Source organism: Amycolatopsis sp. NPDC051128 (assembly GCF_040682715.1).
Lineage (GTDB): Bacteria > Actinomycetota > Actinomycetes > Mycobacteriales > Pseudonocardiaceae > Amycolatopsis.
The window spans coordinates 47457-69861 of the sequence record NZ_JBFBBN010000001.1 but is presented as its reverse complement, the minus strand read 5'-3'; the positions used below and the strand labels follow the sequence as shown (position 1 = coordinate 69861).

Annotated in this window: 23 protein-coding genes; 4 read left to right on the top strand and 19 right to left on the bottom strand. The window is 61.8% G+C overall.

Translation table 11 applies throughout. The features are described from left to right. Positions 1–10: 10 nt before the first annotated feature. The 7 genes from AB0M82_RS00345 to AB0M82_RS00315 form a co-directional block, all read right to left on the bottom strand. The gene (locus AB0M82_RS00345; protein ID WP_364716008.1) at positions 11–2224 is read right to left on the bottom strand and encodes a type IV secretory system conjugative DNA transfer family protein; all 2214 of its coding nucleotides are present in this window, start codon (positions 2222–2224) and stop codon (positions 11–13) included. Continuing rightward, positions 2221–2397: a hypothetical protein gene (locus AB0M82_RS00340; protein WP_364716005.1), complete on the bottom strand. Its 177-nt coding sequence runs from the start codon at positions 2395–2397 to the stop codon at positions 2221–2223. Before AB0M82_RS00340 ends, AB0M82_RS00345 begins: the two co-directional genes overlap by 4 nt. A 175-nt stretch (positions 2398–2572) precedes the next feature. Next, positions 2573–2746, bottom strand: coding sequence for a hypothetical protein (locus AB0M82_RS00335; RefSeq protein WP_364716002.1), 174 nt, complete (start codon positions 2744–2746; stop codon positions 2573–2575). Positions 2747–2767: 21 nt separating this feature from the next. Continuing rightward, a complete protein-coding gene (locus tag AB0M82_RS00330) occupies positions 2768–2890 on the bottom strand; it encodes a hypothetical protein (protein ID WP_364716000.1) in 123 nt (40 codons plus the stop codon). Between the two features lie 50 nt (positions 2891–2940). Beyond that, positions 2941–3189 (bottom strand): hypothetical protein, encoded by a 249-nt coding sequence (locus tag AB0M82_RS00325; RefSeq protein ID WP_364715997.1) that lies wholly within the window; start codon positions 3187–3189, stop codon positions 2941–2943. Beyond that, positions 3186–3440: a hypothetical protein gene (locus AB0M82_RS00320; protein ID WP_364715994.1), complete on the bottom strand. Its 255-nt coding sequence runs from the start codon at positions 3438–3440 to the stop codon at positions 3186–3188. Before AB0M82_RS00320 ends, AB0M82_RS00325 begins: the two co-directional genes overlap by 4 nt. Next, a complete protein-coding gene (locus tag AB0M82_RS00315) occupies positions 3437–3781 on the bottom strand; it encodes a hypothetical protein (RefSeq protein WP_364715992.1) in 345 nt (114 codons plus the stop codon). The genes AB0M82_RS00320 and AB0M82_RS00315 overlap by 4 nt, the downstream gene beginning before the upstream one ends. A gap of 127 nt (positions 3782–3908) precedes the next feature. Between AB0M82_RS00315 and AB0M82_RS00310 the strand changes: the two genes are divergently transcribed. Beyond that, positions 3909–4496 carry a hypothetical protein gene (locus AB0M82_RS00310; protein ID WP_364715990.1) on the top strand — a complete coding sequence of 196 codons (588 nt, stop codon included), beginning with the start codon at positions 3909–3911 and terminating at the stop codon, positions 4494–4496. Positions 4497–4623: 127 nt separating this feature from the next. On the opposite strand, the gene AB0M82_RS00305 is transcribed toward AB0M82_RS00310, so the two are convergent. Continuing rightward, positions 4624–5052 carry a hypothetical protein gene (locus AB0M82_RS00305; RefSeq protein ID WP_364715988.1) on the bottom strand — a complete coding sequence of 143 codons (429 nt, stop codon included), beginning with the start codon at positions 5050–5052 and terminating at the stop codon, positions 4624–4626. Positions 5053–5282: 230 nt separating this feature from the next. Between AB0M82_RS00305 and AB0M82_RS00300 the strand changes: the two genes are divergently transcribed. After that, positions 5283–6113, top strand: coding sequence for a hypothetical protein (locus tag AB0M82_RS00300; RefSeq protein WP_364715985.1), 831 nt, complete (start codon positions 5283–5285; stop codon positions 6111–6113). Between the two features lie 51 nt (positions 6114–6164). On the opposite strand, the gene AB0M82_RS00295 is transcribed toward AB0M82_RS00300, so the two are convergent. From AB0M82_RS00295 to AB0M82_RS00245, 11 genes are all read right to left on the bottom strand, one after another. Next, positions 6165–7289, bottom strand: a complete 1125-nt coding sequence (locus AB0M82_RS00295) for a VRR-NUC domain-containing protein (RefSeq protein ID WP_364715983.1) — start codon at positions 7287–7289, stop codon at positions 6165–6167. A 571-nt stretch (positions 7290–7860) separates the two neighbouring features. Then, entirely contained in the window at positions 7861–8415 is a 555-nt protein-coding gene (locus AB0M82_RS00290; protein WP_364715982.1) for a hypothetical protein, read from the bottom strand. Continuing rightward, positions 8375–8665, bottom strand: a complete 291-nt coding sequence (locus tag AB0M82_RS00285; RefSeq protein ID WP_364715980.1) for a hypothetical protein — start codon at positions 8663–8665, stop codon at positions 8375–8377. Before AB0M82_RS00285 ends, AB0M82_RS00290 begins: the two co-directional genes overlap by 41 nt. Before the next feature lie 294 nt (positions 8666–8959). Further along, complete coding sequence (gene tmk / locus AB0M82_RS00280; RefSeq protein WP_364715977.1) at positions 8960–9601, bottom strand: dTMP kinase; 642 nt, start codon at positions 9599–9601, stop codon at positions 8960–8962. Further along, a complete protein-coding gene (locus AB0M82_RS00275; RefSeq protein ID WP_364715974.1) occupies positions 9598–10452 on the bottom strand; it encodes an aldo/keto reductase in 855 nt (284 codons plus the stop codon). The genes tmk and AB0M82_RS00275 overlap by 4 nt, the downstream gene beginning before the upstream one ends. Continuing rightward, positions 10439–10981, bottom strand: coding sequence for a 3'-5' exonuclease (locus tag AB0M82_RS00270; RefSeq protein WP_364715971.1), 543 nt, complete (start codon positions 10979–10981; stop codon positions 10439–10441). Before AB0M82_RS00270 ends, AB0M82_RS00275 begins: the two co-directional genes overlap by 14 nt. A 25-nt stretch (positions 10982–11006) precedes the next feature. After that, a complete protein-coding gene (locus AB0M82_RS00265) occupies positions 11007–12164 on the bottom strand; it encodes a radical SAM protein (RefSeq protein WP_364715969.1) in 1158 nt (385 codons plus the stop codon). Between the two features lie 208 nt (positions 12165–12372). Next, positions 12373–16902 carry an ATP-binding protein gene (locus AB0M82_RS00260; RefSeq protein WP_364715966.1) on the bottom strand — a complete coding sequence of 1510 codons (4530 nt, stop codon included), beginning with the start codon at positions 16900–16902 and terminating at the stop codon, positions 12373–12375. 90 nt (positions 16903–16992) lie between these two features. Further along, on the bottom strand, positions 16993–17895 hold the full coding sequence (locus AB0M82_RS00255) for a helix-turn-helix transcriptional regulator (RefSeq protein WP_364715964.1): 903 nt from the start codon (positions 17893–17895) through the stop codon (positions 16993–16995). Then, positions 17807–18352: a DUF6879 family protein gene (locus tag AB0M82_RS00250; RefSeq protein ID WP_364715962.1), complete on the bottom strand. Its 546-nt coding sequence runs from the start codon at positions 18350–18352 to the stop codon at positions 17807–17809. Before AB0M82_RS00250 ends, AB0M82_RS00255 begins: the two co-directional genes overlap by 89 nt. 5 nt (positions 18353–18357) lie before the next feature. Next, on the bottom strand, positions 18358–18594 hold the full coding sequence (locus tag AB0M82_RS00245; RefSeq protein ID WP_364715959.1) for a hypothetical protein: 237 nt from the start codon (positions 18592–18594) through the stop codon (positions 18358–18360). Between the two features lie 291 nt (positions 18595–18885). Between AB0M82_RS00245 and AB0M82_RS00240 the strand changes: the two genes are divergently transcribed. Both AB0M82_RS00240 and AB0M82_RS00235 read left to right on the top strand, forming a co-directional pair. Continuing rightward, positions 18886–21270: an SGNH/GDSL hydrolase family protein gene (locus AB0M82_RS00240; protein ID WP_364715957.1), complete on the top strand. Its 2385-nt coding sequence runs from the start codon at positions 18886–18888 to the stop codon at positions 21268–21270. 203 nt (positions 21271–21473) lie between these two features. Then, on the top strand, positions 21474–22067 hold the full coding sequence (locus AB0M82_RS00235) for a hypothetical protein (protein ID WP_364715955.1): 594 nt from the start codon (positions 21474–21476) through the stop codon (positions 22065–22067). Positions 22068–22405 lie beyond the last annotated feature (338 nt).

Below are 22405 nucleotides of genomic sequence, written 5' to 3'. Positions count from 1 at the left end.
ATAGCCCGGTTCATGAGGCACTCCCGCGCCGCGTGCGGCCGATCTTGCCCGTTGCCGGAGTTTCGATGCGCGAGCGGAGTGCGTCCTCCACGTCGACCCGAGCCACGCCGAAGCGCTGGCGGCTCTGCTCGGCGAGCACGGCTGGATCGTGGTCCGGCTCGCTGAGTGGGTGAGTGATGCCGGTCGTCGGCGGTCGGGTCTGGCCGTTGATGCTGGGTCGGATGGCGACCTCGTGAGCGGGCAGGCCCATGAGGTCGGCAGCGGTCAGCGCCGGGGCGTAGCGCTTCTCCAGCGTGCGGGCGTCGTCGTGGTCGAGTTGGAAGGCGACTTGCGAGCGGGCCGTGCCGAGGACGGCGGCTTGGACCTGGCGGGGGAGTTGGTCAAGGTACTGATGCGCCAGGGTCAGCCCGAGACCCAGCCCACGAGCCTGGGCCAACATGTCGGTCAGCTCGCCGTCTGTGCCAAGCCGGAGCACGTCTTGGAACTCGTCCAGGTAGGCCCACGCCGGTCGGCGCTTCTCGGCGGGCACGGCGGCGCGGGCCAAGGTGGTTTGCCAGAGCGCGGCCATGAGCAGGGAGCCGAGCAGGTGCGCCGTCTCGGTGCCGACCGTGCCCTTGCTGAGCGCGACCAGTACGACGCGCCGAGCAGTGAACACGTCGGTCAGGTCGATACCCGTGGACTGGCCGAGCATCAGGCGGAGTGACGTGCGGGTGGTCAGGCTGCGCAGCTTGTTCATGCTGGGGCCGATTACCTGCGCGCGTTCGCCTTCGCTCATGTGCTCGTAGGCCGACCAGAAGGAGCGCACCGAGTCCGGAACGCCGGCTTGCGCGGTGACGAACTTACGGAAGGCCGGATTGAGCAGCAGTTCGGGAACCTCGGTCAGCGCGAAGGCCGAGCCATCGTGGGCGCGAGTGTGAGTGAGCGTCAGCAGGCAAGTACGGAGCACGTCGCTCGTCCTCGGTCCCCAGGACGAGCGCCAGAGTTCCGAGAAAACGTGCACGACGTGATCGACAACCAGCTCCCGCTCGTGCTCGCTGCGGCCGACTTGCAGGACGTTGAAGCCGATCGGGAAGTCGGTGGCGGACGGGTCGAGGACGATCACGTCCTTCGTCCTGTCGTCCGGTACGCGGGCCAGGACGTCGGCAACGAGGTCGCTCTTGGGGTCCATGAGCATCAGGCCGTCGCCGCACCCGATGTCCTGGAGTGCGGCGTTGGCGATGAGCGTGGACTTACCCACGCCGGTCGGCCCGATCAGGTGGAGATGACGCAGGCGGTCATCGGTACGCAGGGCCAACGGCCGGTCCTGGGCACCAGGGAAATTGCTGGCTGCGAGCACCAGCCCGGAGCGCGCCATGTCCTCGGGCGGGGGCAGCTGTCGGGCGCGGCCGAGTTCCAATCCCGGAAGGTGCAGGTTGCCGAGCGGGAAGCCGAGCAGTCCGGCAAGCTCGTGGGTGTTGAGCCGCATCGGCCAGACGGTCAGCGGCACGACGCGCCTCTGGAGACGTCCGGCCACGATCGACAGCGGCAGCAACCGCGGGAGAACCGAGACGCCCGGAGCGTCCAGCATCTTGAAGGCGTTGGTCACGCGGCTGAGCAAGTTGACCGCGCGGGCGCGCGTCGGTGCCGACACGCCTACGCGAGCCACGGCGTTGAAGACCGGCGCAGCGTTCTTGGCGCGCACCGCGCGGGCCAGCTCGCCCGCGTCCTCCTTGCTCGGCAGGAAGACGCGACCGCCGGACAGAAGCCACTGCACGCGTACCGCTTCGCCATGCGCGAAGGGGTGCAGCCCGGCGAGCAGGGAGGTTACGGCGGCCTCGGCGCGGTCGGCCGCGAGTGGGCGCTGTGAAGTCGTCAGCCTGAACTCGCGGGCCGCGCGCACTGCCGGCCGCGACTCGAGGTAGTCAGGTAGGAGGTCGGCGCGTACGCCGGGGAGCGCCGAACGGAGCCGGGCCAGCGTGCTCGTCTCTTGTGAGCGGGTCGTGAGCAAGTAGAAGGCGATGCCGTCGCGGGTGGCTTCGATCTCGACGCCGACCGGCCAGTGCCGCGAGTCGGCCGCGACGGACGCCAGCCACCCGCTGACCTGCTCGGCGGTCAGGCCGGAGGGTAGCCGGAGCTGGTAAGCGACCAGTCGTCGACGCCACGTCAGGGCGTCGAGCCAGCGTGCGCCGAGGATCAGGCCCAGGATCGCGAGGCCGCCGAGGGCGAGGAGTACAGCCAACATCATGACGGCCGCTTCTGGTCAGGTTCGGCGGCGGCCGGCTGGGCGGTGTGGTCGGCTTCGGCCTTCGTGCTCAGGCTGTGCAGAGCGAAGGCCATGAGAGCGTCAGCGAAGCGCTTGATGTCAAGCTGGGCGCGGCGTTCGCCGACGACATGAATTTTCTTGCGAGGTTTGTCCATAGGGAGCCTTTCCGTTGGTTAGGGCTGCGTGAAGCAGCCGAGTTTGCGAAAACACGGATGCACTCCCTTCTTGTTGTTATGGAGCTGATGGCCGGACGAGTCGAGCCGTCAAAATTACAGCTGCGGGCTCAGCGAAGAAGGCGGCTGTCAATTCCGCAGCAGGAGGGCGGTCCGCCTAGCGTCGCCTGATTCCCCGGAAGATGAACCAGTAGACGGCCCCCAAGGCGACCGCCGTCACGAGGACCGGGACGAGCGGCGCGAGCAGCCAGTAGGCCACCCGCGCCACCCCGGCCACCAGGAGCACGAGCAGCAACGCACCGAACACGCTGGTCAGGAGCTTGCTGAACATTCCTGGGTGCATGACCTGTCCCTAGCTGTAGTCGTAGGTTTCGAGGTCGAGCACGCGCAGCTCCTCCATGAGGTGCCGACGCTGGAACCGGATTTGAATGGGTCCGTCCACGTCGTTCTGACGCAGTCGCCGCCACGACTTCATGACGACCTGATAGCGACGCCGCCGGGCTCCGCGGTACGGCTGATGGCGGCTCACCACCACTCACCGCCCCGCTGGTGACGTCGTGCTTCGGTGTCGAGTTCCTCCTTGGTTCGCCAGAAGGCCAGCCCGAGCCGGTTGGCCGTCCGGATGGCGTTCATCTCCCGGTTGACCTGCGACTTCTGGCGCTTGATGTCCTCCTGCTGGTCCTCCGTACGAACCTCCATCGCGCACCAACCGATGAGCACACCGAGCACAAGCAGCAGCACCGCGCCGAGAACCAAGCCAATAACCACGTTCATGGCCGCTCCCGTTGCCGCCGGAGCACAGCGATTGAGCGTTCCACCAGGTCGCCCATCGCGGACATGACGCGCTCTGTGACCAGGCCGGTCGTGTCGCGCTGGACGTCCACGACGTGCTGGAGCCCGGCCAGCCGAGCTTCGAGCTGGGCTTCCCGCGCCGACCGCTGCCGACGTCCCAACCAGAGGCCGGACAGGAACGAGACGCCGGCCGCGACCAGTGCGGCCAGCCCGCCGGTGACTAGGGCATTCATGGCTGCCCCAGCTTTCTCACTTCGTCGGCGGCCAGCATGGCGAAGCTGTCGACCAGGTGCTTGTAACGGGCCTCGCCGAGCGGGGCCCCTTGGATGAGTTCTTCCTCGTGCTTGGATAGCCGCGCGGCTAGCGACAGTCCGGTCTCGGTCACGAATGCGGCCAGCTCAACCCGCGTGTTCGCCTCGTAGGCGTCGGCCTGGGCGGCAGCCGCCCGGACCACCGCCAGTCCGGCTTGGCGGTCCACGGCCCGCTGGACCTCGCGCGTCAGCCGCGCGGGTACCGGCGACTGGTCCTGGGACAGCAGGGCGTCACCGACGCGACGCATGAGTTCGTTGCCCATCTCGTTCTCCCTTCCGGGGCGGCGAGTGCCGTCCACGGGCAAGACCCTGGCTGAGCTGGGCTGATGTCCACCAGGACTGCCGATATGTCCTAGAGGACACGCGCTCTCGGTGACTACGCTCGCCCGCATGGACTGGGCTGAAACCATCGAGAAACGGCTGAAAGATCTTCGCGAGTGGAAGCTGGGGCTGGAACACCCAGAGCTGCCAGTGTGGGCCGAAGATCCACTGTGCATCGCCTTTGGGATCTGGAGGAGCGACCCGCAAGAAGAGCGACGAAGAGCAGTCGCGAGGCGGCTGCGGTACCAGATCGAGCAGCTTGAGAACGAGGAAGAGCGTGAGGCGTTGTTGGTGATCTTCCTACTGCATCGCGATCCTGACTACAGCAAGGCGATGAAGTTGGAGGATCGTCGAAAAATGCTTGAAGACAAGAAACACTATGGAGGCGATCGGACAATTAAACGACGTGAAAATGATGGCATCAGTCGAATAGCAAGTAAGCTGGCAAGAAGTATGGTAGACTCCTCCCTTGTTTTTGGGCGGAGAAAATTGAAGGATCGAAAATTCTATATTGTTGATGGCAGGCCGATGGCTAGATGGATGGCCTGGATGGTAGTTATCGTGTGGACGGTTATGGTTGCAGGGGCAGGCTTCGCCGCGGGTATGTGGATGATGTGGCGGTACCAAATGTTACCTGCGCTAGAACATCTAAAATAGAAACGTAATCAGGGTCATTGAGATGCTCGATCAGTGACTCCAGGAGCCTGGTTACGTGCCGACCTATTCTTTTCTCCGGGTCGGCGGGCGGATAGCACAGAAATCTGTGACTGCTGACTTTCGCTTCTCAGAGGTATACAGTCACGCTGCCATGGAGGCGGCGGTCGTAGTAATAGAACTGAGATCCTTCCACCTTTGCCGTTCGCCGCGAGTTGGCGCGGAGCTGCTTCACTGCGGCGTGGTACTGCGGCGGGTAGGTTTCATCGCGGTCGTTGTCATCGGCAATACCCCACGCCCTGCGCAGGGCGGCTTGGTGCAGGCCGAAGACTGACGCAAGCAGACATGTTGCTGCTACCTGCTCGTCCGTTGGGGCAAAACTGGTTCCGGATCGCCCGCCAGGATAAACGGCGGAAATGTCAAAGCCGCTCTCGTCGAAACCAGCACTGATTCCGATTGCCCCGGCCTTGCGGTCGCGCTGTGGAGTTGCCGCACGCAACACGGTGATTGCGTACTGGATCGTCGGCGTCATGGTCAGCTGAGGATTACGCTTGTCCATCTGGGAATCTCACTTTCCAGGCAGTCCATCCGCCCTCGCGCGTGCAGCAAGATGAGTTACTACTCGGGCGAGAGGGATGCCGCCAGGAAAATACCTAGATGGAGCGTATCTATTTAAACACATTTTTCATCACTGGTCAATATTCGATGAGCCCGTTTCGGTATAGCGCCTACAGGCAGAGTATCGTTCCCTCCGGCAGGTGACGGCACGACGAGCTAGGACGAGACGCCATGGTTGACCTGAACTTCGCGCAGGGACGCGGGCTGCGCGTGAGTGCCGGGCCCGGCAATGCGACCGTGAACTTGTCGCCGGGTGCCGGGGTTCATCGGCTTGCTATCACCGTGACCGTGGCGCCGGTCGGCCTGGCCGAAGGGTTGCCGATCCAGCTGGGTGGCGAGCTGTACGCCGAGCTCAACAATGCGAACAGGTGGCTTGGGCCACTACATCCGAAGCTGCTGGCGACCCGTGGGATTCAGGCGATCGAACAGCTGACTTGCACTCTCAGTGACAGCCAGGTCCGGGTCATTGAGGACCTACGAGACGGCCGTGATCTCCCGCTACGACTGCATCTCGACGCCGTACTGCTCCAGCCCGTAGACGGCCTGTACCCGGTTGTGCAGGCGCAGGAGCCGGCCGTCGTGCCAGCTGAAGCATGGGCGCGACAGCTTGAGGGCCTGGGTGCTGCGGTCGTGATGGAAGTCCTGGTGCCGCTTCCCCTGGACGGCAGCGAACTACGAAAGGCCGTCAGCCGTATTCGAGAGGCCAAGGGGCATATCGTCGATGGCAAGTACGAGGAAGCCATAATCAAGGCCCGGTCTGCGCTCGATTATGTGAAGGAGGTCGTTCCTTCAGACACGTCGGCGCAGCAAAAGAAGGCGAAGGAACGGACGCAATCACAGCGATGGAGCGTCCTGGTCGATAGCCTGTATAGCCTCGCGAGCGGTGCAAACCACGACGACGAAGTGACTGCCGACTTTGCGTGGAGTCGGGACGATGCGGTCATGGTCGTGGCCGCAGTGGCTGGGCTCTTGGGCAGACTGGCCCGGGATAATCAAGAGTAGACTGTAACGCCGCCTAGGTGACCGAGTCTGGGGGCTTTTGTGCTTTTAGGCTTACTCTGCCTCTGGTTCAGTTACCGATAGTTTTTTGGTGCGATGAACCTTAGCGAGGGTAAAGTCGAAACCAAGCCGACTGTCGTTGCCCTGAATCCAGTTACGTTGCTCTCCGCTGAGGCGATCGCCGCTTGACTTCACTTCAACGAACCGGACGTCGCTTGGCCCGTCCGGGGTCTCGCGCCAAGTAAATAGATCTGGCCAGCCCAGGTATCGTGCCCAATACGATTCTGCCAGCCAGCGCAAGACCGTCTTGACTTTCTGAACACCCAGCACCTGTATGATCTTTCTGGCGCGTTGCTCGTCCTCGGGCTTGTACGCCCATAGGTACTGCCGTAATGGCCGAGATGGCTCCAGCCAGTAGTCGAAAGCCCAGAGGATATCCTTGGTCGTCGCGCCGATGAAATCGAGATGCTCGTCCAGTTCGGCTCGTCTTCGATCGCCATGAGCTTGTCGGCCAAAGTCTGATGGCAGCATTGTCCAGATCAGCTCGTTGCCTCCGCCGCCTTCGCCTGGACGACCGCCGAAGCCTGCGGGCCTGCCGAAGGGGTCGGCGAAATCCTGCACCCACATCCACATGAGGCAACCAAATAGTGCTTGAAACGGAAGCGACTCGCAGAACATGACCTCGCGCCCCTCGGATTGCAGCTGTGTCGCTACAAATTCCTCGACTGACTGGGCGTTGTCTGGGTTGGAGTCTTCCAGGGCGAGTACGAGTACCTGGTCGCGGGTGGGACTCAAGTATGTCGCCTTGTATTCGGTTACTCGGACGTTGTGCTTCTTGATGATTTCCGCGTCCGACAGCTCTTCGTATGTGTACTTTGGCTGAGTCTTATGAAGTTGGGATACCTGGTCGATCGCATCTCGTTCGAACTGCTCATACTGGTCCCTATGTTGACCTTCGAGTGTGAGTACGAGCGAGTTTCCTTCTTCGTCTTGCGTGGCTATACCTTCTTCGTCGCACCACCTAAGAAATCGAAGATGTGTGCCAGTCCAGATCTCTCGCCAGTAGTAACGACGGAGTTTCGTCGTCGCACCGCGAATTGCGGCTCTCGGATAGGCCTTCAGTGGAACGCCTCGACACTCATCGCAGATGTTTGGCGTGAGAGGTTGAGTGACTGCCACCCTGGCGCCACTGTAGTCGTCAATTCCTTGCAGGGCCTGATGTGGTAGTACTCGTGTTGCTATTTGTGTATCGCACGCGCATGTAAGAACGGCACTGCATGCCTGGCATGAGTACTTTCGGATGATCTCCCAAGGGCTCAATAGGTTCACTTGGGAGTGTTTGCAGGAATCTGGTATCAAGCGAGACCTCCTTTGGGCTGTCTCTACATTCTACCAGTCGGGAAGTTGAGTGTTGCTTCGAGCCTGCGGCTCGTTCGTTGCCTGATGCATTGAGTGGCTGCGGCCCATCCTTAACTCAAGGGTCCAGGGGAAGTATCAGCGGGATGCTACTATCGCGGGGCTTCTACTTTCGCATCTGCACAAGGAGGCTGACCAGCTCCTCGTATTCCCTGGAGCCCGTCAGCCTGCGCAACTTCTCTCGATCTTGGGTGTTGCCGTATCGGTGAATGTAGCGGCACATCGGAAGCGCCCCGGCCAGCAGCGACGCGGCCAGAAAAACAGCCCGATCTTCTACTCGTCCCTTTGCCACGCCCCGTAGCCTCCGTCGATGTCGGTGAGTCGCGATCATTCTTTACAGCCCTTCCAGCCCCTCAAGCACGCGCCGAAGAAGCTCCGGATCAGCCCCTGGTGCCGGCGGCCCTGTGGCGCCCGCAGTCTTCGGCCGCTTCGGTAGACCCTGTTCGGTTAGCTCGTACACCCGTGCTTCCAGCTCGCACCACACGACCCGGCCGACGTTGGTCGGGTAGGAGCTCCACCGGCTGCACAGTGACGTCACGGCGTCGGGCCACGTCGGTGGCTGGTTGTGGCGGTCGGCCACTTCGACGATGACGCCAGCCTCCAGGAGCACAAGCCGCACGCGGAGGAGCGCGAGGTCCCGAAGGTTGATCCAGCGTGCCGCTGGGTCGGGCACGCCGGTCAACTCAACCGTCTGGCCGATCATCTCGGAGAGCACGGCTTCACCAGTGTCGATTAGCTCGGTGCGCCGCCACTCCGCGAAGGTGTAGCAAAGAAACAGGTTGCCCACGTTCACCGCCGTGGACGTGGCCGCCAAGGTGAGGTCGGCTATCGCCTTGGGACGAGGCTGCTCAGCCATCGACCGCGGGGCGGGGATGATCGGGCCGTTCATCTGCTCCGGCCGTGAGTGCAGGTCGCCCGCTATGACCGCCATCAACAACGCCCCCTTCAATGACCATTTCGGCCGTGCCGTCCGCTCGCTCCTTGATGCGCGCGGCCAGCCGCACGAGCCGCAGCGCGAAGGTGATCTGGTCCTCTCGGGAGATGTCGTCGCTGAGAACTCCTGCGACGAACGTTCCGGTGTCGTTGTTGATGTCCTTGAGCTGCCCGACGATGTCCATGCCGAGGTCGCGCCGATCCATCACGTGCCGCTCGGCATTTGGGGTTTCATGGTCGGTCTCCGTACAACTTGGGTGACAGGACCGGCGACGGGCCCCAGGCGTCCAGGCGTCGCCGGTCCTGCCGGTTCAGGGAGTGCTCGTGAGCGCGAGGTTGTGTTCAGCGAGCACGGCGCGACTGCATGGGAGGGCGCAGCTGCACGTGGCGCACAGGCCGTTGTCGCTCCGGTGCTCGTTCAGTACTCGGGTGGCGAGCCGGTGAAGTGCTGTGATCTCGTTCTCGGCGCCGGCTTCCGTGGTCGTCTCGACCATGCCCGCTCACCCCGCCGCAGGCGCGAAGAAAGTCAGCAGCCGGTCACGGATGAGGGCCGCGGACTGATCGGCCGGCTGGCGGTTCACGTTCACCCGGAGCACGTCGAAGCCCGCTTGAATCAGTCGCTCGGTGGCCTGCCGGTAGAAGTGTGCTTCGGCGTGGCTGCTGCCCGGCGCGAGCTGGAAGCGGTTGTGCGGGCCGCGCTCACTCAGGCGCTCCGAGATGACCTCGGGGTCAGCTTCGAGAATGACGGCCAGGTCGGGGCGGTCGGCTTCGGCGTTCAATCGCCAGAGGAATGCAGGGTCGATGCCGTCGAAGCGCTGCATGACCAGGCCTGACGGGATGTAGCGGTCGGAGATGACCACTCGGCCGGCCTCGGTGTTCGGCCGGACTTCCGCCTCGAGGTGGTGGTAGCGGTCGGCCGCGTACAAGCAGGCCAGCGCGTGACCGGTGATCGTCTCCGTCAATTCGCAGCACAGCGCACCGATGGGGCCGGTGGACGGCTCGGCCGTCACGTGGACGTCTTCGCCAGCGGCGACGAGCAGCTGCGCCAGGTGGTGCACGATCGTGGACTTTCCGGCGCCGCTCGGCCCGTCGACGCTGACGAACAAGCCCCGCTGATGGTCAGAAAAGGGCCGGAGGTTCATCGCTTCCTCCCGGCTTCTGACTGGTTGTCCGCGTTGGCGGCCGCCAGCTCAATCGCGGTCATGGTTTCAGGGGTGAGGCTGATCTGATCGGCTGCCAGGTTCTCGTGGAGACGTGCGCTGCTACTGGTTCCGGGGATCGGCGCCATCACGGGCGATCGGTGCAACAGCCAGGCGAGCGCGAGCTGAGCAGGTGTCACGCCGTAGTCCTGAGCGATTTGACCCATAGCATCGGGCGTGGTGAGCGCTCCGGCCGCGAGAGGCGCGTACGGCACGAAGGAGATGTCAGCCATCTCGCAGTGTCGGAGCACGTCTTCTGATGCCCGGTTGGTGACGTTGTACTTGTTCTGCACGGCCGCGACTTCAACCAGCTCGCTGGCCGTGCGGAGCTGTTCCAGATTCACCTTGGACAGCCCGATATTGCCGATCTTCCCTTCAGCCTGCATGTCCCGCAGCACCCCGAGCTGGTCTTCCAAGGGAACGGCAGGGTCGATGCGGTGGAGGTAGTACAGGTCGATCCGTTCGACCTGGAGCCGCCGGAGACTCATCTCGACGCACTGGTGCAGGTACTCCGGCCGCCCACACGGTGCCCACCGGTTGGGACCTTGGCGAGTGAGACCGCCCTTGGTGGCGATGACCAAGCCGTCGGGGTAGGGGTGCAACGCCTTGCGGATGTACTTCTCCGCAGTGAACGGGCCGTAGGCGTCGGCGGTGTCGATGTGCGTCACACCCGCGTCGACAGCATCGCGGAGTACCTGCATGGCACGACCCGGGTCGTCCGGTGCGGCCCAATGGCCAGGGCCGGTGAGCTGCATGGAGCCGAAGCCGATGCGCCTGCCGCTAGAAGAGAGCATTTTCATCCACCTTCTCGGGAGGCTGGCCGCGCAGCTCTTCGAGGCTGTGTGCCTTGGTGGCGACCAGCACGAACAACCGCGCGGCGACCAGCGCGTCATACGTCGCTCGGTGCGGGTTGAGGTCTTCCGGCAAGCCTTCGGCCAGGCTGAACGCTTCGACCAGGTTGCCGAGCCGGTAGCCACCCAGACCTGGCATTAGCCGGCGGGCGAGCTTGAGCGTGTCGAAGACCTCCGGCGGCTCCCAGCCAGTGAGCTTGCGGGTCAGAACGCCGAGATCAACGTGCGCGTTGTGCGCGACGAGCGCGTCAGCGTCCAAAGCGGCCAGCACGTCGGCCGTGATGTCCTCGAACGACGGGCAGTCGGCCACGTCCTTGTTGGTCAGGCCGTGGATGCGCGTGGCGAAGTGCTTGATGGGCGTCTCCGGCTTGACCAACCAGCTGACCGGCTTCCCGATGAGCCCGTTGATCACCGGCACGGCGGCCAGCTCCACTAGGTCGGGCGGCTGCTGGCCGTTGCCCTCGACGTCCACGACCACGAAGCTGAGGCTCTTCCAGTCAGTCATCTTGCGTTTCGCCCTTCCATCCGATGTCGGCACGGCCGTGCCGCCGCTCATGATGGGGGTGACGTACGTCGTGCACCTGGAAGCCGAGGGCGTGTTGCAGGTAGTAGCGCGGTTGCTCGGTTTCCAGACCGGACACGACGGCCGCCCGCTCGGTGATGTCCACGACCGCGAGACCACGAGCCTCGGGCAGGCGTGCCGCGACCTCCCGAAGTCGGCCGGGTGATGGTGCGCGGTGCGCGCTCGCGCAGAGTTCGAGCTGGCTCAGCGGGCAGATGTCGCAGAGCTCGCGGATGCCGTAGTGGCCGTTGTAGTCCGGCAGGCCGTGCGCGTAGGCGACCGCACAGCTGGTCTTGCGGAACAACGGGGTCGAGCTGTCGAACGCGGCGAGTACCCGCTGTTCCAGCGTCTCGGGCACGATCTTGCGGCGCGCGGTGTCCTCGTACGGCTCGGGCAGACCGTTGGCCTTGTAGTACGCCGCGATCTCGCCCCGGTAGAACAGGCCGGTGAACACCGTGGCGTCGGCGTGCTGGGCGAGCCGGGATGCGGCCTCGAGGTGTTCCGGCGAGTCGTTGAGGCCCGGTACCAGCGGACGCCAGTAAAGAACTGTCCGGTACCGGCGGCGCGCCGGCCTGCTCATGAGCTTCAGCGACTCAGCCGCCACGTGCGACGGGTACGGCTCGATCTCCTTGTTGTCGATGCCGCTGTACGTGAACAGCAGCGTCAACTTGATGTGCTTGAGCTGGTTCAACCGCTCGATGTCTTCGGACTTCATCTGGTGCCGCGTGATGACCAAGACGTGATTGGTCAGGCCGCGCTCGCCCAGGTCTTCCAGCACGGCGAAGGTGTGCGGCCGGACAACCGGGAGGAAGGGGTCGGTGGCCCGGTTGAACACCTGCAACGGGGTGACGTGCGGCTGGAAATATCGGTGAGTGACCAGCTCCTCGACGGCCTGGGCGTCGGACATGAGCGCCCGCGGCACCCGCTGATCCCACAGGCCGTAGGTGTGCCGGATGCAGTACGCGCAATCCAGCGGGCAGCCCTGGATGTGGTTCAGGCTGAGGCCGCTCTTGCGGTACTCGACCACCTCGCGGGCACGCTCGGGTAGTCGATCGATCTGATCCCTGCTCAGCAGGGCGACGCGAGTCGTCACCTGGTCCTCTCCCGAGTCGATGGGGGATGGACGCCGCTACGGCGTCCCTGACGGGAGCGTAGGGAGGTGAGACAGTCCTGGATAGAAAGTTTCTCGGTATTTCTCGAAACGGTCCGAAAGGACTAGAGGGGATCGAAATCAGCAGCACGATCACGGGCTGTGCCCAGGGATCGAGGTCCCTTAGGGGTGTCCGAATTCGCGCCTGCTGTCAGCTTAGGTCGCGTTCCGTTCTCCTTTCTTTGTCTATGTGCATAGTTAGATCTGATGCAAGCCTAGCGTCGCTGGTCGACTCCACGTAAGGGTGCTTGCCGTCGTGGTTGTCGCTAAGCTCCATTCGTTCGAACCAATGCAGCGCTACGAGATCAAGCTTGTGAGTTGTAAGGAACTCTCGGAGGAACGTCGCCCTTACCAATAGTGCCCGACTGCCATTCCCCTCCTCCTCGTAGTAGGTGAAAACGGGAGCGCCGCCGGCATCCAGCCAACTCGGTCCGCGCATGTCGAAGCTCAATCCTGCGGCCTGTTGAATGAACGTCGAGGGCAAGACAGTGCTCGCTGTTTCGCCAATGGAACAATCGAGGATGTTACCCTCCCAGGCGTACTGCTCCACAGTAGCCACTACCTGAAAAGACTTGTCTCCGACGCTTACCTGGCGGAGTTGGTCATGCCGGTGATAGCAGGTTGGCCCAACGCGGCCGACTTCACCGACGTAGCAGCAATCAGTATGGCCGTGAGAGTCGATGAGATCGCGGATCTCATGACGAGGCTCGTCCGGAAGGGCGGCTAGCAACGCCTTAGAGTCAGCAGCTGTAACGAGCAGCGTGTCGATAGCACTATGCTCTTGGAGACCACGCCAGCCCTTGTAAGCCAGCGGATCGACCTTCTTCACAAAGCTTTCAAGCACCACCCAGTCGTTGCCGCCGCAGTCGCGCACGAACATGGAGCCAGAGACGGTTGGTTCCGACGTCGTGTCGGCCAGAAAACGCCTGATGTCTCCCCGGTAGCGACCGAAGTCGAGGCGCGCTGGTGGCCACTCCTCTAGCTGGATCAGCGGCGGGCTCCAGGCCGTCACGCCGTTGCCATCGCTCTCGCTGAAGGCTCGGAAGTCGATCGGCGGGAGACTGGGGTCGATCTCTCGTTCACCGATGATCTGATGCAGTCCTTCGTACGGCTCGCTGTCGCCGAAGCTACGGGAAGCTTGGTAGTTGTCTGCGACACGGGCTAGCAGCTCATGATAGGCCATCCACTGATACTTCTTGCCCCAACGCTCGGCCTTGTGTCCTTCCCGCCCGCGACCATGCCCAATAGTGCGGTCTTTATGGCCGAAGAGCTTCGGTGTCCAGCCCAGGCTCAGCGTCCGGCGGAAAACCCAGCGGCAAGCGCGGTCAGCCGGATACTCGTCGTTGATCGGCTTTGGGTACACGAAGACAGCGTCGAGTAGTTTGCGTTGCTCATCACTGAGCGGGTCATCCTCGCGCCGGAGTAGGAAGCTGATGCGTCCCATCTTGTTCTCCTCCGGATCGCGCAGCCAGTCAGCTAATGCCTCCTTTTGGTCATCCCTGAGAGACGCAACAAATTTCGTCCACCGGCTCTTGATGAACCGTGGCTTGCGATACTCGCGCTCTGGGTACTCCTGCCCCATGCGGTAGCGAGAGAAGTGATGCAGCCCCGACTCGACAACATAGCGGCCGAAGTCTCCCATGCTCAGCAATGAGAAGCTGATGGATGAGTAGCTCTCGTCGTCCGGCTGGTCCTTGTGCCAGCCATATTTAGCTTTGATTGTGGCTTCGGTCGGCGGCGATCCAGGTGGCTTCAACCCGTAGGGACGCTGAGCCGAGTCTAGGGCCGAGCCGGGAAGCAGTTGGTGAGCCACCGCCCACCGGACGACACCCCGCGCAGCATCCAACAGCAGCTCGTCGGGGCGGACTGGGCGAGCGAAGACACATGCATTTACAGCCTCGGCGAGAGCTTTCGCTTGTTCGGCCTGTGCCGACGTGCTCCGGAGGAGCGAACCATAGGCGATGGCGATCACTCGCTGTACCACATAGGGATCATCTACCGTCCAGAAGCGCTCAACGAGCGCACGCATGACATCGAGATGACCACGTAACAGCTGCACGAGTGCCTTGGTGACCCAGTCACGCATGAAGCGGTTGGGAGAGGACAAGAGCCAGCACAGAGGTATGGATGCCAGTTCGATCACTTCGGCGCCATACTCCGGATATGGGCCAGCCGCCGCCCAGCGGGCAAGGCGAGCGGCTGGGCTGAACGTCTCGAACAACTCGTGATATGTGGCGAACCCGAAGTCGGCGTCCCGCCGTGGCATACGTTGTTTGAGGAGGTATCGGTGCAATCCGTCGCCGTTTAGGCGGTTTCCTGGCTGCGGAGCCAGTGTGAATAGTATTCGATAGAACTCATCACGGGACAGGTAGCGCTGTGCCTCGTTCAGGAGATCAATAGTGCGTTGAGAGATCGCTTGCGATTCACGGTATGGCAACATTTCTACCAGCGAGCGGTAGAGATTGCGAGCCCGGTGATGTCGATCCCAAGTAACCTCGTCCTCGTGCTGCTTCGGCTCGGCGCCCAGCTTGATGCCTAGAAGGTCTGGCAGTTCGATGCTATGTACCTCGGGGAACAGGATGGTGGCTGCCTCGCTAATGCCCCAGCTGCACTCCTCGGTCAACCACGACCTGAGCGCAGGATCGTTGAGCGGGTCATCAGACAGCGCCAGTCGACGCTTGAGCAACAGGAAGTCCGCGAAGGCTTGGAAGACGATTCGGACACCTTCGGCGAAGTTGCCGCTGCCCAAGTAAAGCCGTTCGCGGGTGAGGACTCCTTCCTCCTGCAGTAGCCCTAGGATTCTTGTCCCCTCGGCACTCGTATCGCCCAGCGATGCGCGCGCAACTGCTTCGGCCGCACCAGTGCTCATGCTCTCGCGGCCGAGCTGGGACAGTTCGTCAAGCAAGCCGTCGAGGACACGGCGTACTTCGAACTTCGCCGCGTTGAGCTCATAGCTGGAACTTGCGGCCGGCCGGAAGCGCCTGGCGACTGTCGCGATCTTGACGGCCAGATACCGTTCAAAGATTGCAATCCGCCCTTGATGGCCGTCCGGTATCGGGACACCGGTCTCCGCCTGCGAGAGGCTCTCGCAGTAGAGCCGCAGGAACAGTGGAAGCGTGAACTCGGGAGTCAGTAGAGGAATCTTAGGCGCTTCGAGCTGGTAGTGAGCGAAGTAGCGCTGGGTCGCTTCAACTTCCCGCTCGGCAAATCCGGGGTGCGTTCGGCGGACGTAATGAGTGCCTTCAGCACCCTCCAGGACTAGGTCCTTATAGGTGTCACGACAGGAGACGGCAAGCGCGACGTGCGGGTACGGCGCAATGGCCGCCCTGAGTGTTGGCAGATGAACACGCCAGAAGTCGGGTGGCGTGGTCTCGTTGAGCGCATCCAGGAAGATGACGAACCGGCTTCCGCGTGTCGAAGCGGCCTCGCCCGCCGCATCCATGGCGCGTAGCAAAACATCCGCTCCGACCGCTTCCAAACCGAGCTGATCCGCGATGCTGGCCCACAGATTGCCCTGACCGAACTGGGCACCTGCCAGGAAGACCGCGGGGCGGCCACTGTCAAGAGCTCGCCGAGTGGCGTCGAGCAGCAGGTGCGTCTTGCCGGAGCCAGCCTGGCCAGTAAGGAAGTACGCTCGACGTCGGAACGAGCGGCCTACGGACGATTCAAGCCAAGAAACCAACTCGTTCATGGCGGAGGCCAAGCCGCGGACGCTATAGCTGCTCGTCCTCTCCGATGGCTTATTGGCCTTCTGCGGATTATCATTGGCCAACTCCCGCCACTCTGCCTCAAGCTTGCGCTCATACTCCTCGGCGGCATAGATAGCGTTCTGGCATTCTGCTACGGCAGCGAGAAGGGGCTCAAGCGCGGCAGGCGGGTCGCCTGCTTGCAGCGCAAGCGCTTCTGCTGTGGTCCTAAGTGTCGTGGCCGCTTCAGAGATAGTCTGATAAAGTAACGTGGCCGTTTCATCGTCATCTTTCGTCCAGACGCGCACGTCGGCTACGGCCGAGATGATGTCGCGGACGTGTCGATCGAAGAAGGTGCGGATCGACTGGTCGAAGCCAAGTGCTAGAAGATCTTCCTCGATAGGAACGTCGACCTGCAAGTCGGGCCGGTACTTCTCGCTGGCCGCAGCAGCCTGTTGCTTATAGCGAGTCTCGAGCCAGTCACGGCCAAAGACGAGATCGCCCCACCAAAACCAGCGTCGGCCGTTGTGCGCCGGCTTGGCCAACTCATCTAGCAGATCACTTTCCTGCACCAAGTCAAATTCGATCTTTTCGGCGCCTGGGATAGTCTGCTGCCAGGTCTTGATTTTGTCTTCGTACTTCTGCCGTTGGGATTTTCGCTCGCGACCACCTTTTCCCGCCTTGCTGGTGGCCAAGTTCCAAGATATGACGAAAGTCAGCTTACGCAGGCTAGGACGCTCTTTGGCAACTCGCTCAACCGAGCCAGTCATCGCGGTCAAGAGTGCGTCTATGCCGTGGACATGCTTGGCTTGCCAGCCCCACTCGGTGCCGTCGTGAAGTGTGGCGTACCACTCCACGCCCCCGTCAGGATTGCCGGTCCGGATCGCGCGCATCCCGGACGGGACCTTGTCTTTGAGTAGTTGAAACGAAAGCTCTTCAAAGGCCCGGCTTTGCTCGCCGTTCCAGGTGCGCAGCGTCTTGAAGCTCTCGCTCAACGGTTCCTCCGGGCCCTAGCTGGGCGATTAGTAACGTCTACTATCTTACAAGAATAAGCAGGCCGATGCGATTCTGTTCCTCTAACGGCATCACTCCACGTCATGATCGTCTATCACCCGATTGATGATCGCTCGCGCACTTCGACCATAGCTCGCAACCCCGGCCAAGCTGTCGAAGACACTGCTGTACAGGGACAGCTCTTGCGGCTGAGCAAGATTCAACTCGGCCGAAAACGTCTCGACCATCACGCGGTCGGTGTCCAGAATCCAGAAGCCGTGAGCTGGTGCGACGACGTAGGCAGTTTCGAACCCGATAATGCCGAGCTTCATGTTGGGCAGGGCAGATAGTGAAACGAGCCGGTCAAGCTGTCCGAGCATGATCTCAGGCGGGCACAACCGGTAGCGCAAGGCCGCTTCAGTGAGAACAAAGTGGAACCGCTTGTCTGGCCGATATAGGATATCTTGGCGCTGCACTCGGGCGGCCACTGCTTCGTCGATGTCGTTGCGCACCTTGAAGACGGTGATGCTCTGCGCGAAGCGGTGGCGCGCATACTCGGCCGTCTGAAGCAGGCCGGGAATGAACGTGGACTCGAACGCCCGGAACAGTCTGGTCTTGGCGTCGAGGTCGGCAATCTCCTGCTGATGCGGTTTCAGACCGACGCGCAGCTGCCGTCGCCACTCGGCGTGCTGAACTTCGAGGGTGTGCAGGGAGGCTAGCAAGGCTTCCGTCTCACCCTCGCTGTTCGTCGCCCGCGTCCAGCCGAGGATGTCGTCGTCAGTCGGCGTCTGGCGGCCGTTTTCTAGCTTGCTGACCTTGGATGGCGGCCATGACAACGACTCCGCGAGTACACGCCCGCTTAGCCCTGCGGCGGTGCGAAGCTCGCGGAGTCGCTTGCCCAGTGCGTCACGTGCTTCGTGAACGCTTGTGATGCCTGTCGTTCGTTTCGGTGGCAAAGTCGTCCCGTCGTACGGCGCGATGCCATGCGGCGTCACGCCAGTAGTTGTGCTTTACGATCACGGCGGGGTCTTCGATGAGTTCACCGCCCAGGAAGCTCTCATCGTCATCAAAGTGCATTCGCACCAGCTTGGACGAGTCGAACAACCAGTAGTCGTAGTCAGGCAAGTCAGAGGCATCGTTACGCCTCAAGTACCGGATGTCCTCGCCGGCCGCGTTGGTGTGCTCTGAGCAGAAGACGCCGAATCGGCTGTAGTCAGTGAGAGGTGTGCTCACGACTCGAACACGTGAGAACCGCCGGCCCGCCGCGGTCGCCTCCCGGATCATGTTCAACCAGTTCTGGAACCAGCCCATGTCTACCGGCTCACCAGCGACGAACTGACGCAGCGCCTCCGACTCATTCGCTGACTTGTAGTGGTCGCGAGTCTCCAGGCGGAAGGCTGTGTGCTCGAACGTGCGGAAGAGTTGGCCGAACTCGGGGCCGGGCTCGATCATGCGGCTCAGCTCTGGCCCTCCTGGTCGAGGTAGCGACGGGCGTACATCCTGAGGACGTCTTCCGGGATCTCGATCAGGGTCTCGTGGTCGGGCACTGGGCCGACGTCGGCGAGGGCCTGCGCGTCGGTGACCTTCCAGCCCTGCGCGATGTAGGTCACGCGGTCCGTGCGGTCGGTGGCGAACAGGGTAGGCGACTGGCCCTCCTGTGACTCTGGGTCCTTGCCGAGGAACTGAGCGCGCATGGCGACCTCCTTGCGAGAAACTTCGCGAACCGTTCTCGCTCATGGTGACCGAGGGGCGGCAGGTCGTCAACAGCGCTGCTCGCGAGGCAGCCAATCGTGGTCGCCGACGATGAAGCCATCAATGAGGGATTTGGACCTCTAAATTCTTTGCGTTCATTTGTCAAGCGAATTATTTACTTTTTGGGTAAAATGTTTCATATTTAAAGTGGCTCTTCAGTCCAAGGGGTTGGCGCAAGACGCGCCAACCCCTTTCGCACATTTACAGCCTTAGAAACGAAAGTAGGTGAGACCATGCGTAGATGGCGTTCAGCCATTGCCCGGCTTTCGGCCGTGGCGATGCTCGCTTCGCTTCTCGCATTGGTTGGCGGGTCACCCGCTAGCGCAGATCCCATTCCACCAACCAACTGGGCCCCGGTCGCGATCGGCTCTGACATCCCGGGCGCAAGCTACGTGGTGACGGACCCGTCCGGCGGCGCCTCCGTTGGCTGCTGGTCGAGCAACAACAGCCCCGCGGTCATGTTCAAGTCGTTCAGCTCCTCGGGTGGCGTGGTTCAGAGCCCGGCCTACGGCACTCCCGCCGGCCAGTTCTGCAACACCAACGGCACAGTCGGCAAGGACGGCACGGTCTACATGACTGTCAGTTCGCTGAACGTCCCGACGCACTACTACGTCCAGGCGTGGAAGAACAACTCCCTCGTCTGGCAGTACGTCATCCCGTGTTCGTCCGACGCCTACCCCACCTCGATGGTTATGGGCGCCAACGGCAACGTGTACATGTCGGTTCAGCAGGGCGGCTCCTGCTCCAACGGCCGGATTATCGGTCTGTCGCCGACAGCGCAGTCGGGCACCAATCCGCCTGTGCCGCAAGTGGTCATGAACATCCCGGTGCTCAACACGTCGGGTGTATACGAGCAAGGCTTGGCGGCCTACGACGACGGCCTAGTGCTGTTCACGTACAGCAACGCCTTGCAGTACGTGCCGTACTCGGCTACCAGCACCAACGATCTGCCGAGTGCGATACCGGTGAGCGTCACCGGTTCGTACATCGGCTCGCACGATCGCTGGTTCGAGGCGGACCCGAACGGCACGGTGTTCTTGCCGGTCCCGGCAACAACGGCGCAGGTGAACAACTGTTACGGACAGGGTGGTTTGACCGGCGGATACCTGGCGGTCACGCCAGCCAACTCGCCGAGCAATCCGCCGACGCCGTTGACGCTCTACGGGTGCTTCACGATGCACGAGATGCATCCGACACCACGCGGTGGTCCGGCGATGCGGTACGCGTTCAGCGACGTCACCACAAACGGTGAGGTCGAGCGCATCTCCGCCAATGGCTGGATCAAGTCGATTGGCAGCCCTAGCCTTTGGGCTGGCGCGCACATGGCGGTGGACCTCAACGGTGACATCGCTCTGCGCAACAACACCGCGCCGACATTCAATGTCAACGGGTCAAGCTGGCAGTTCCCCGAGATCGGTTTCACGCTGTACAGCGGAGCAACGGGGGAGGTCCTGACGGGGTTAGCCCTTAGGGGCGAGCACGACACGGTCAATGGGCCGAGCTACAAGTGGGGCGGCAGCGGTGACCTGGCCTTGGCCAAGAACACCGTGTATGTCACGGCACGGCAGTGCACCAACAGTACGTACTGCGACGTCAGCACCACCAAGCTCTACGCCTTCAAGGTTCCGGGTGTGGACATGGATTACCCGCGAGGGGCGATCCTGAGGCATGACGAGTCGTGGAAGAACTACGTCGCCATGGGCGACTCGTTCAGCTCCGGCGAGGGCGTCGAACCATTCATTTCGGGAACCAACACGAGCGGGTCAAACCCGAACGTGTGCCACCGAAGTGAAGGCGCGTACTCCAAGCTGCTGAGTGGCAACCCGGGCACTCGCCTGAACCTAACCGGCTTCAGGGCGTGTTCCGGTGCGAAAACCAGTCACATCACCGGTGGTTGGGATCCCGACGTTCCCAACCCGGTGAACCTGGGAGAGCACAGGCAGGATGAGGCGCTGAGTTCAAGCACCGACGTCGTGACCGTCTCAATCGGCGGGAACGACATCGGCTTCAGTGATTTCGTCAAGCTGTGCCTGTTCGTGGATTGTAGTGACTCGGCGATGAACCAGCCGTACTTCACCGCGATCAACAACCTGGGCAGCACACTCAGTACCACCTACGACGACATCCTCGCCAAGGCACCCAACGCCGCGGTGTACGTCGTCGGCTATCCGCAGGTTCTGCCGGACCCGTCGAACTGCTCGAACCCCTTAGGTGCGGGCATCACGGCGTTCAATGCCCTGGTAGGGGCGGCGAAGCTGGGCAACTCTACGGCAGCGGCATCCGTCGGGGCAGTCGGTCACTGGTTGGGCGTCTCTGACAGCCTGATCAACGCCCTGATCGACGCGGGTCAGGTGACGTTCACGTCGGCTGAGATGACGGCCGGCCGCAACCTGACCACGTCGCTGGACAGCAAGATCAGCGCTACGGTCAGCGCCAAGGCCAGTTCACGGCTGAAGTACGTCGACGCCACGGCAGCCGGATCGCCCTTCACGGGGCGCGAGCTGTGTACGGCCAACCCGTACTTCAACGGGCTGGATGTCGTGAACCAGCCCTACTCGTTCCACCCCAACCAACTCGGCCAGGATGCCTACCGGCAACTCCTCCTGACCCAGTTCTGAGTCCGTCGGGACTTACGCATGACTGAAGAGCCCCCTCGGGCCAAACCACCTAACAGTGGGGCGGCCCGAGGGTTCTTCATTTCAATGAGGCCTTGTTTTTACTTGTAGAAGTATTTAGAATGAAAGAAATTATGGCGAATAGAAAAAGTTCAAAGCGTGGTGTCAAATGGGCGAGTAGACGCAAGGCATTGATAGTAGTAGCAATGGTCGTCACCGTGGTCGCTATCTTATACGCCGGATGGTGGCTCATCTTTAAGTACAACGCTTACTCGCCTGACAAGGGTGTTGTCGAGAAAGATGCCAGGCAGCTTTTGAATGTAGTACATCCAAAGGGTGTCGAGGTGTACTCAAGCTTCCTTGATGCGGGTTGTGAGTCGAATACGGTTGGTCTTCGAACGGATACTAGCTGTTCGTTTCAAGGCTATAAATACTTCAAGTCCAGTGACCCTCTAGCTGCAAACCTTAAGAACGTTGATGCGCAGATCATAGGGGCGGGCTGGAAGCGAACTTTTAATACGAAAAATAGGAATGACCTAGACTTCGTTCTGAGCGGCCAAGACGACCAGTCCATCTCCTATTTGAACCCGTACGGTCTGCGTGGTATGGGCGCTTCTTTAGATTACTATAAGGATGCTGCTCACGATGTTGGTGGTAAAATTCAGACGCTAATCACATCGGGCAAGGTTGGCCCTCTGCTCCCTGGCGAGTACATCTATGGCGTCCATGTTGGGGCATCTTACTGGGGCTGTACTAACGATTCCTTCTTTAAAATTTGCCCTCTGCCGCCAGGAAAATAGCATGAATCAGAACAAAGACTTAACTTCGCTCTTATTTGCAGCATTCCTTACGGCGCTAGTCCTGGAAGTCGTGCATCGGCTGATATTACCTGTGTCGCTCTCCATTTTATCGAGCCTAGATCATCCATTGTCCATCCTTGTGAGTTGGATGGTGGCAGTGCTTACTGCTTTAGTTGCTGGACTCCCAAGTGTTCTGCTGCTTCGGTATAAGAAGGTGGCCAACGCTGACCTCATTGGCCCTGTTGGCGCTCTGGAGGGCTTTTGGCTGACGAGTGTAGTGGGGGCACTTATTTTAGCCGGTGGTCAGCCTGTATGGCTGTTCATCTCCTTGGCGTCTC

Bases quoted from the DNA above. Each gene is read 5' to 3' on its own strand.
- AB0M82_RS00320 (WP_364715994.1), bottom strand. From the start codon at position 3,440: ATGAATGCCCTAGTCACCGGCGGGCTGGCCGCACTGGTCGCGGCCGGC.
- AB0M82_RS00245 (WP_364715959.1), bottom strand. From the start codon at position 18,594: ATGCGCGCTCAGTTCCTCGGCAAGGACCCAGAGTCACAGGAGGGCCAG.
- AB0M82_RS00290 (WP_364715982.1), bottom strand. From the start codon at position 8,415: ATGAACGGCCCGATCATCCCCGCCCCGCGGTCGATGGCTGAGCAGCCT.
- tmk (WP_364715977.1), bottom strand. From the start codon at position 9,601: ATGAACCTCCGGCCCTTTTCTGACCATCAGCGGGGCTTGTTCGTCAGC.
- AB0M82_RS00275 (WP_364715974.1), bottom strand. From the start codon at position 10,452: ATGCTCTCTTCTAGCGGCAGGCGCATCGGCTTCGGCTCCATGCAGCTC.
- AB0M82_RS00305 (WP_364715988.1), bottom strand. From the start codon at position 5,052: ATGGACAAGCGTAATCCTCAGCTGACCATGACGCCGACGATCCAGTAC.
- AB0M82_RS00330 (WP_364716000.1), bottom strand. From the start codon at position 2,890: ATGAAGTCGTGGCGGCGACTGCGTCAGAACGACGTGGACGGACCCATT.
- AB0M82_RS00335 (WP_364716002.1), bottom strand. From the start codon at position 2,746: ATGTTCAGCAAGCTCCTGACCAGCGTGTTCGGTGCGTTGCTGCTCGTG.
- AB0M82_RS00310 (WP_364715990.1), top strand. From the start codon at position 3,909: ATGGACTGGGCTGAAACCATCGAGAAACGGCTGAAAGATCTTCGCGAG.
- AB0M82_RS00345 (WP_364716008.1), bottom strand. From the start codon at position 2,224: ATGATGTTGGCTGTACTCCTCGCCCTCGGCGGCCTCGCGATCCTGGGC.
- AB0M82_RS00300 (WP_364715985.1), top strand. From the start codon at position 5,283: ATGGTTGACCTGAACTTCGCGCAGGGACGCGGGCTGCGCGTGAGTGCC.
- AB0M82_RS00250 (WP_364715962.1), bottom strand. From the start codon at position 18,352: ATGATCGAGCCCGGCCCCGAGTTCGGCCAACTCTTCCGCACGTTCGAG.
- AB0M82_RS00285 (WP_364715980.1), bottom strand. From the start codon at position 8,665: ATGGATCGGCGCGACCTCGGCATGGACATCGTCGGGCAGCTCAAGGAC.
- AB0M82_RS00240 (WP_364715957.1), top strand. From the start codon at position 18,886: ATGCGTAGATGGCGTTCAGCCATTGCCCGGCTTTCGGCCGTGGCGATG.
- AB0M82_RS00340 (WP_364716005.1), bottom strand. From the start codon at position 2,397: ATGGACAAACCTCGCAAGAAAATTCATGTCGTCGGCGAACGCCGCGCC.
- AB0M82_RS00315 (WP_364715992.1), bottom strand. From the start codon at position 3,781: ATGGGCAACGAACTCATGCGTCGCGTCGGTGACGCCCTGCTGTCCCAG.
- AB0M82_RS00325 (WP_364715997.1), bottom strand. From the start codon at position 3,189: ATGAACGTGGTTATTGGCTTGGTTCTCGGCGCGGTGCTGCTGCTTGTG.
- AB0M82_RS00235 (WP_364715955.1), top strand. From the start codon at position 21,474: ATGGTCGTCACCGTGGTCGCTATCTTATACGCCGGATGGTGGCTCATC.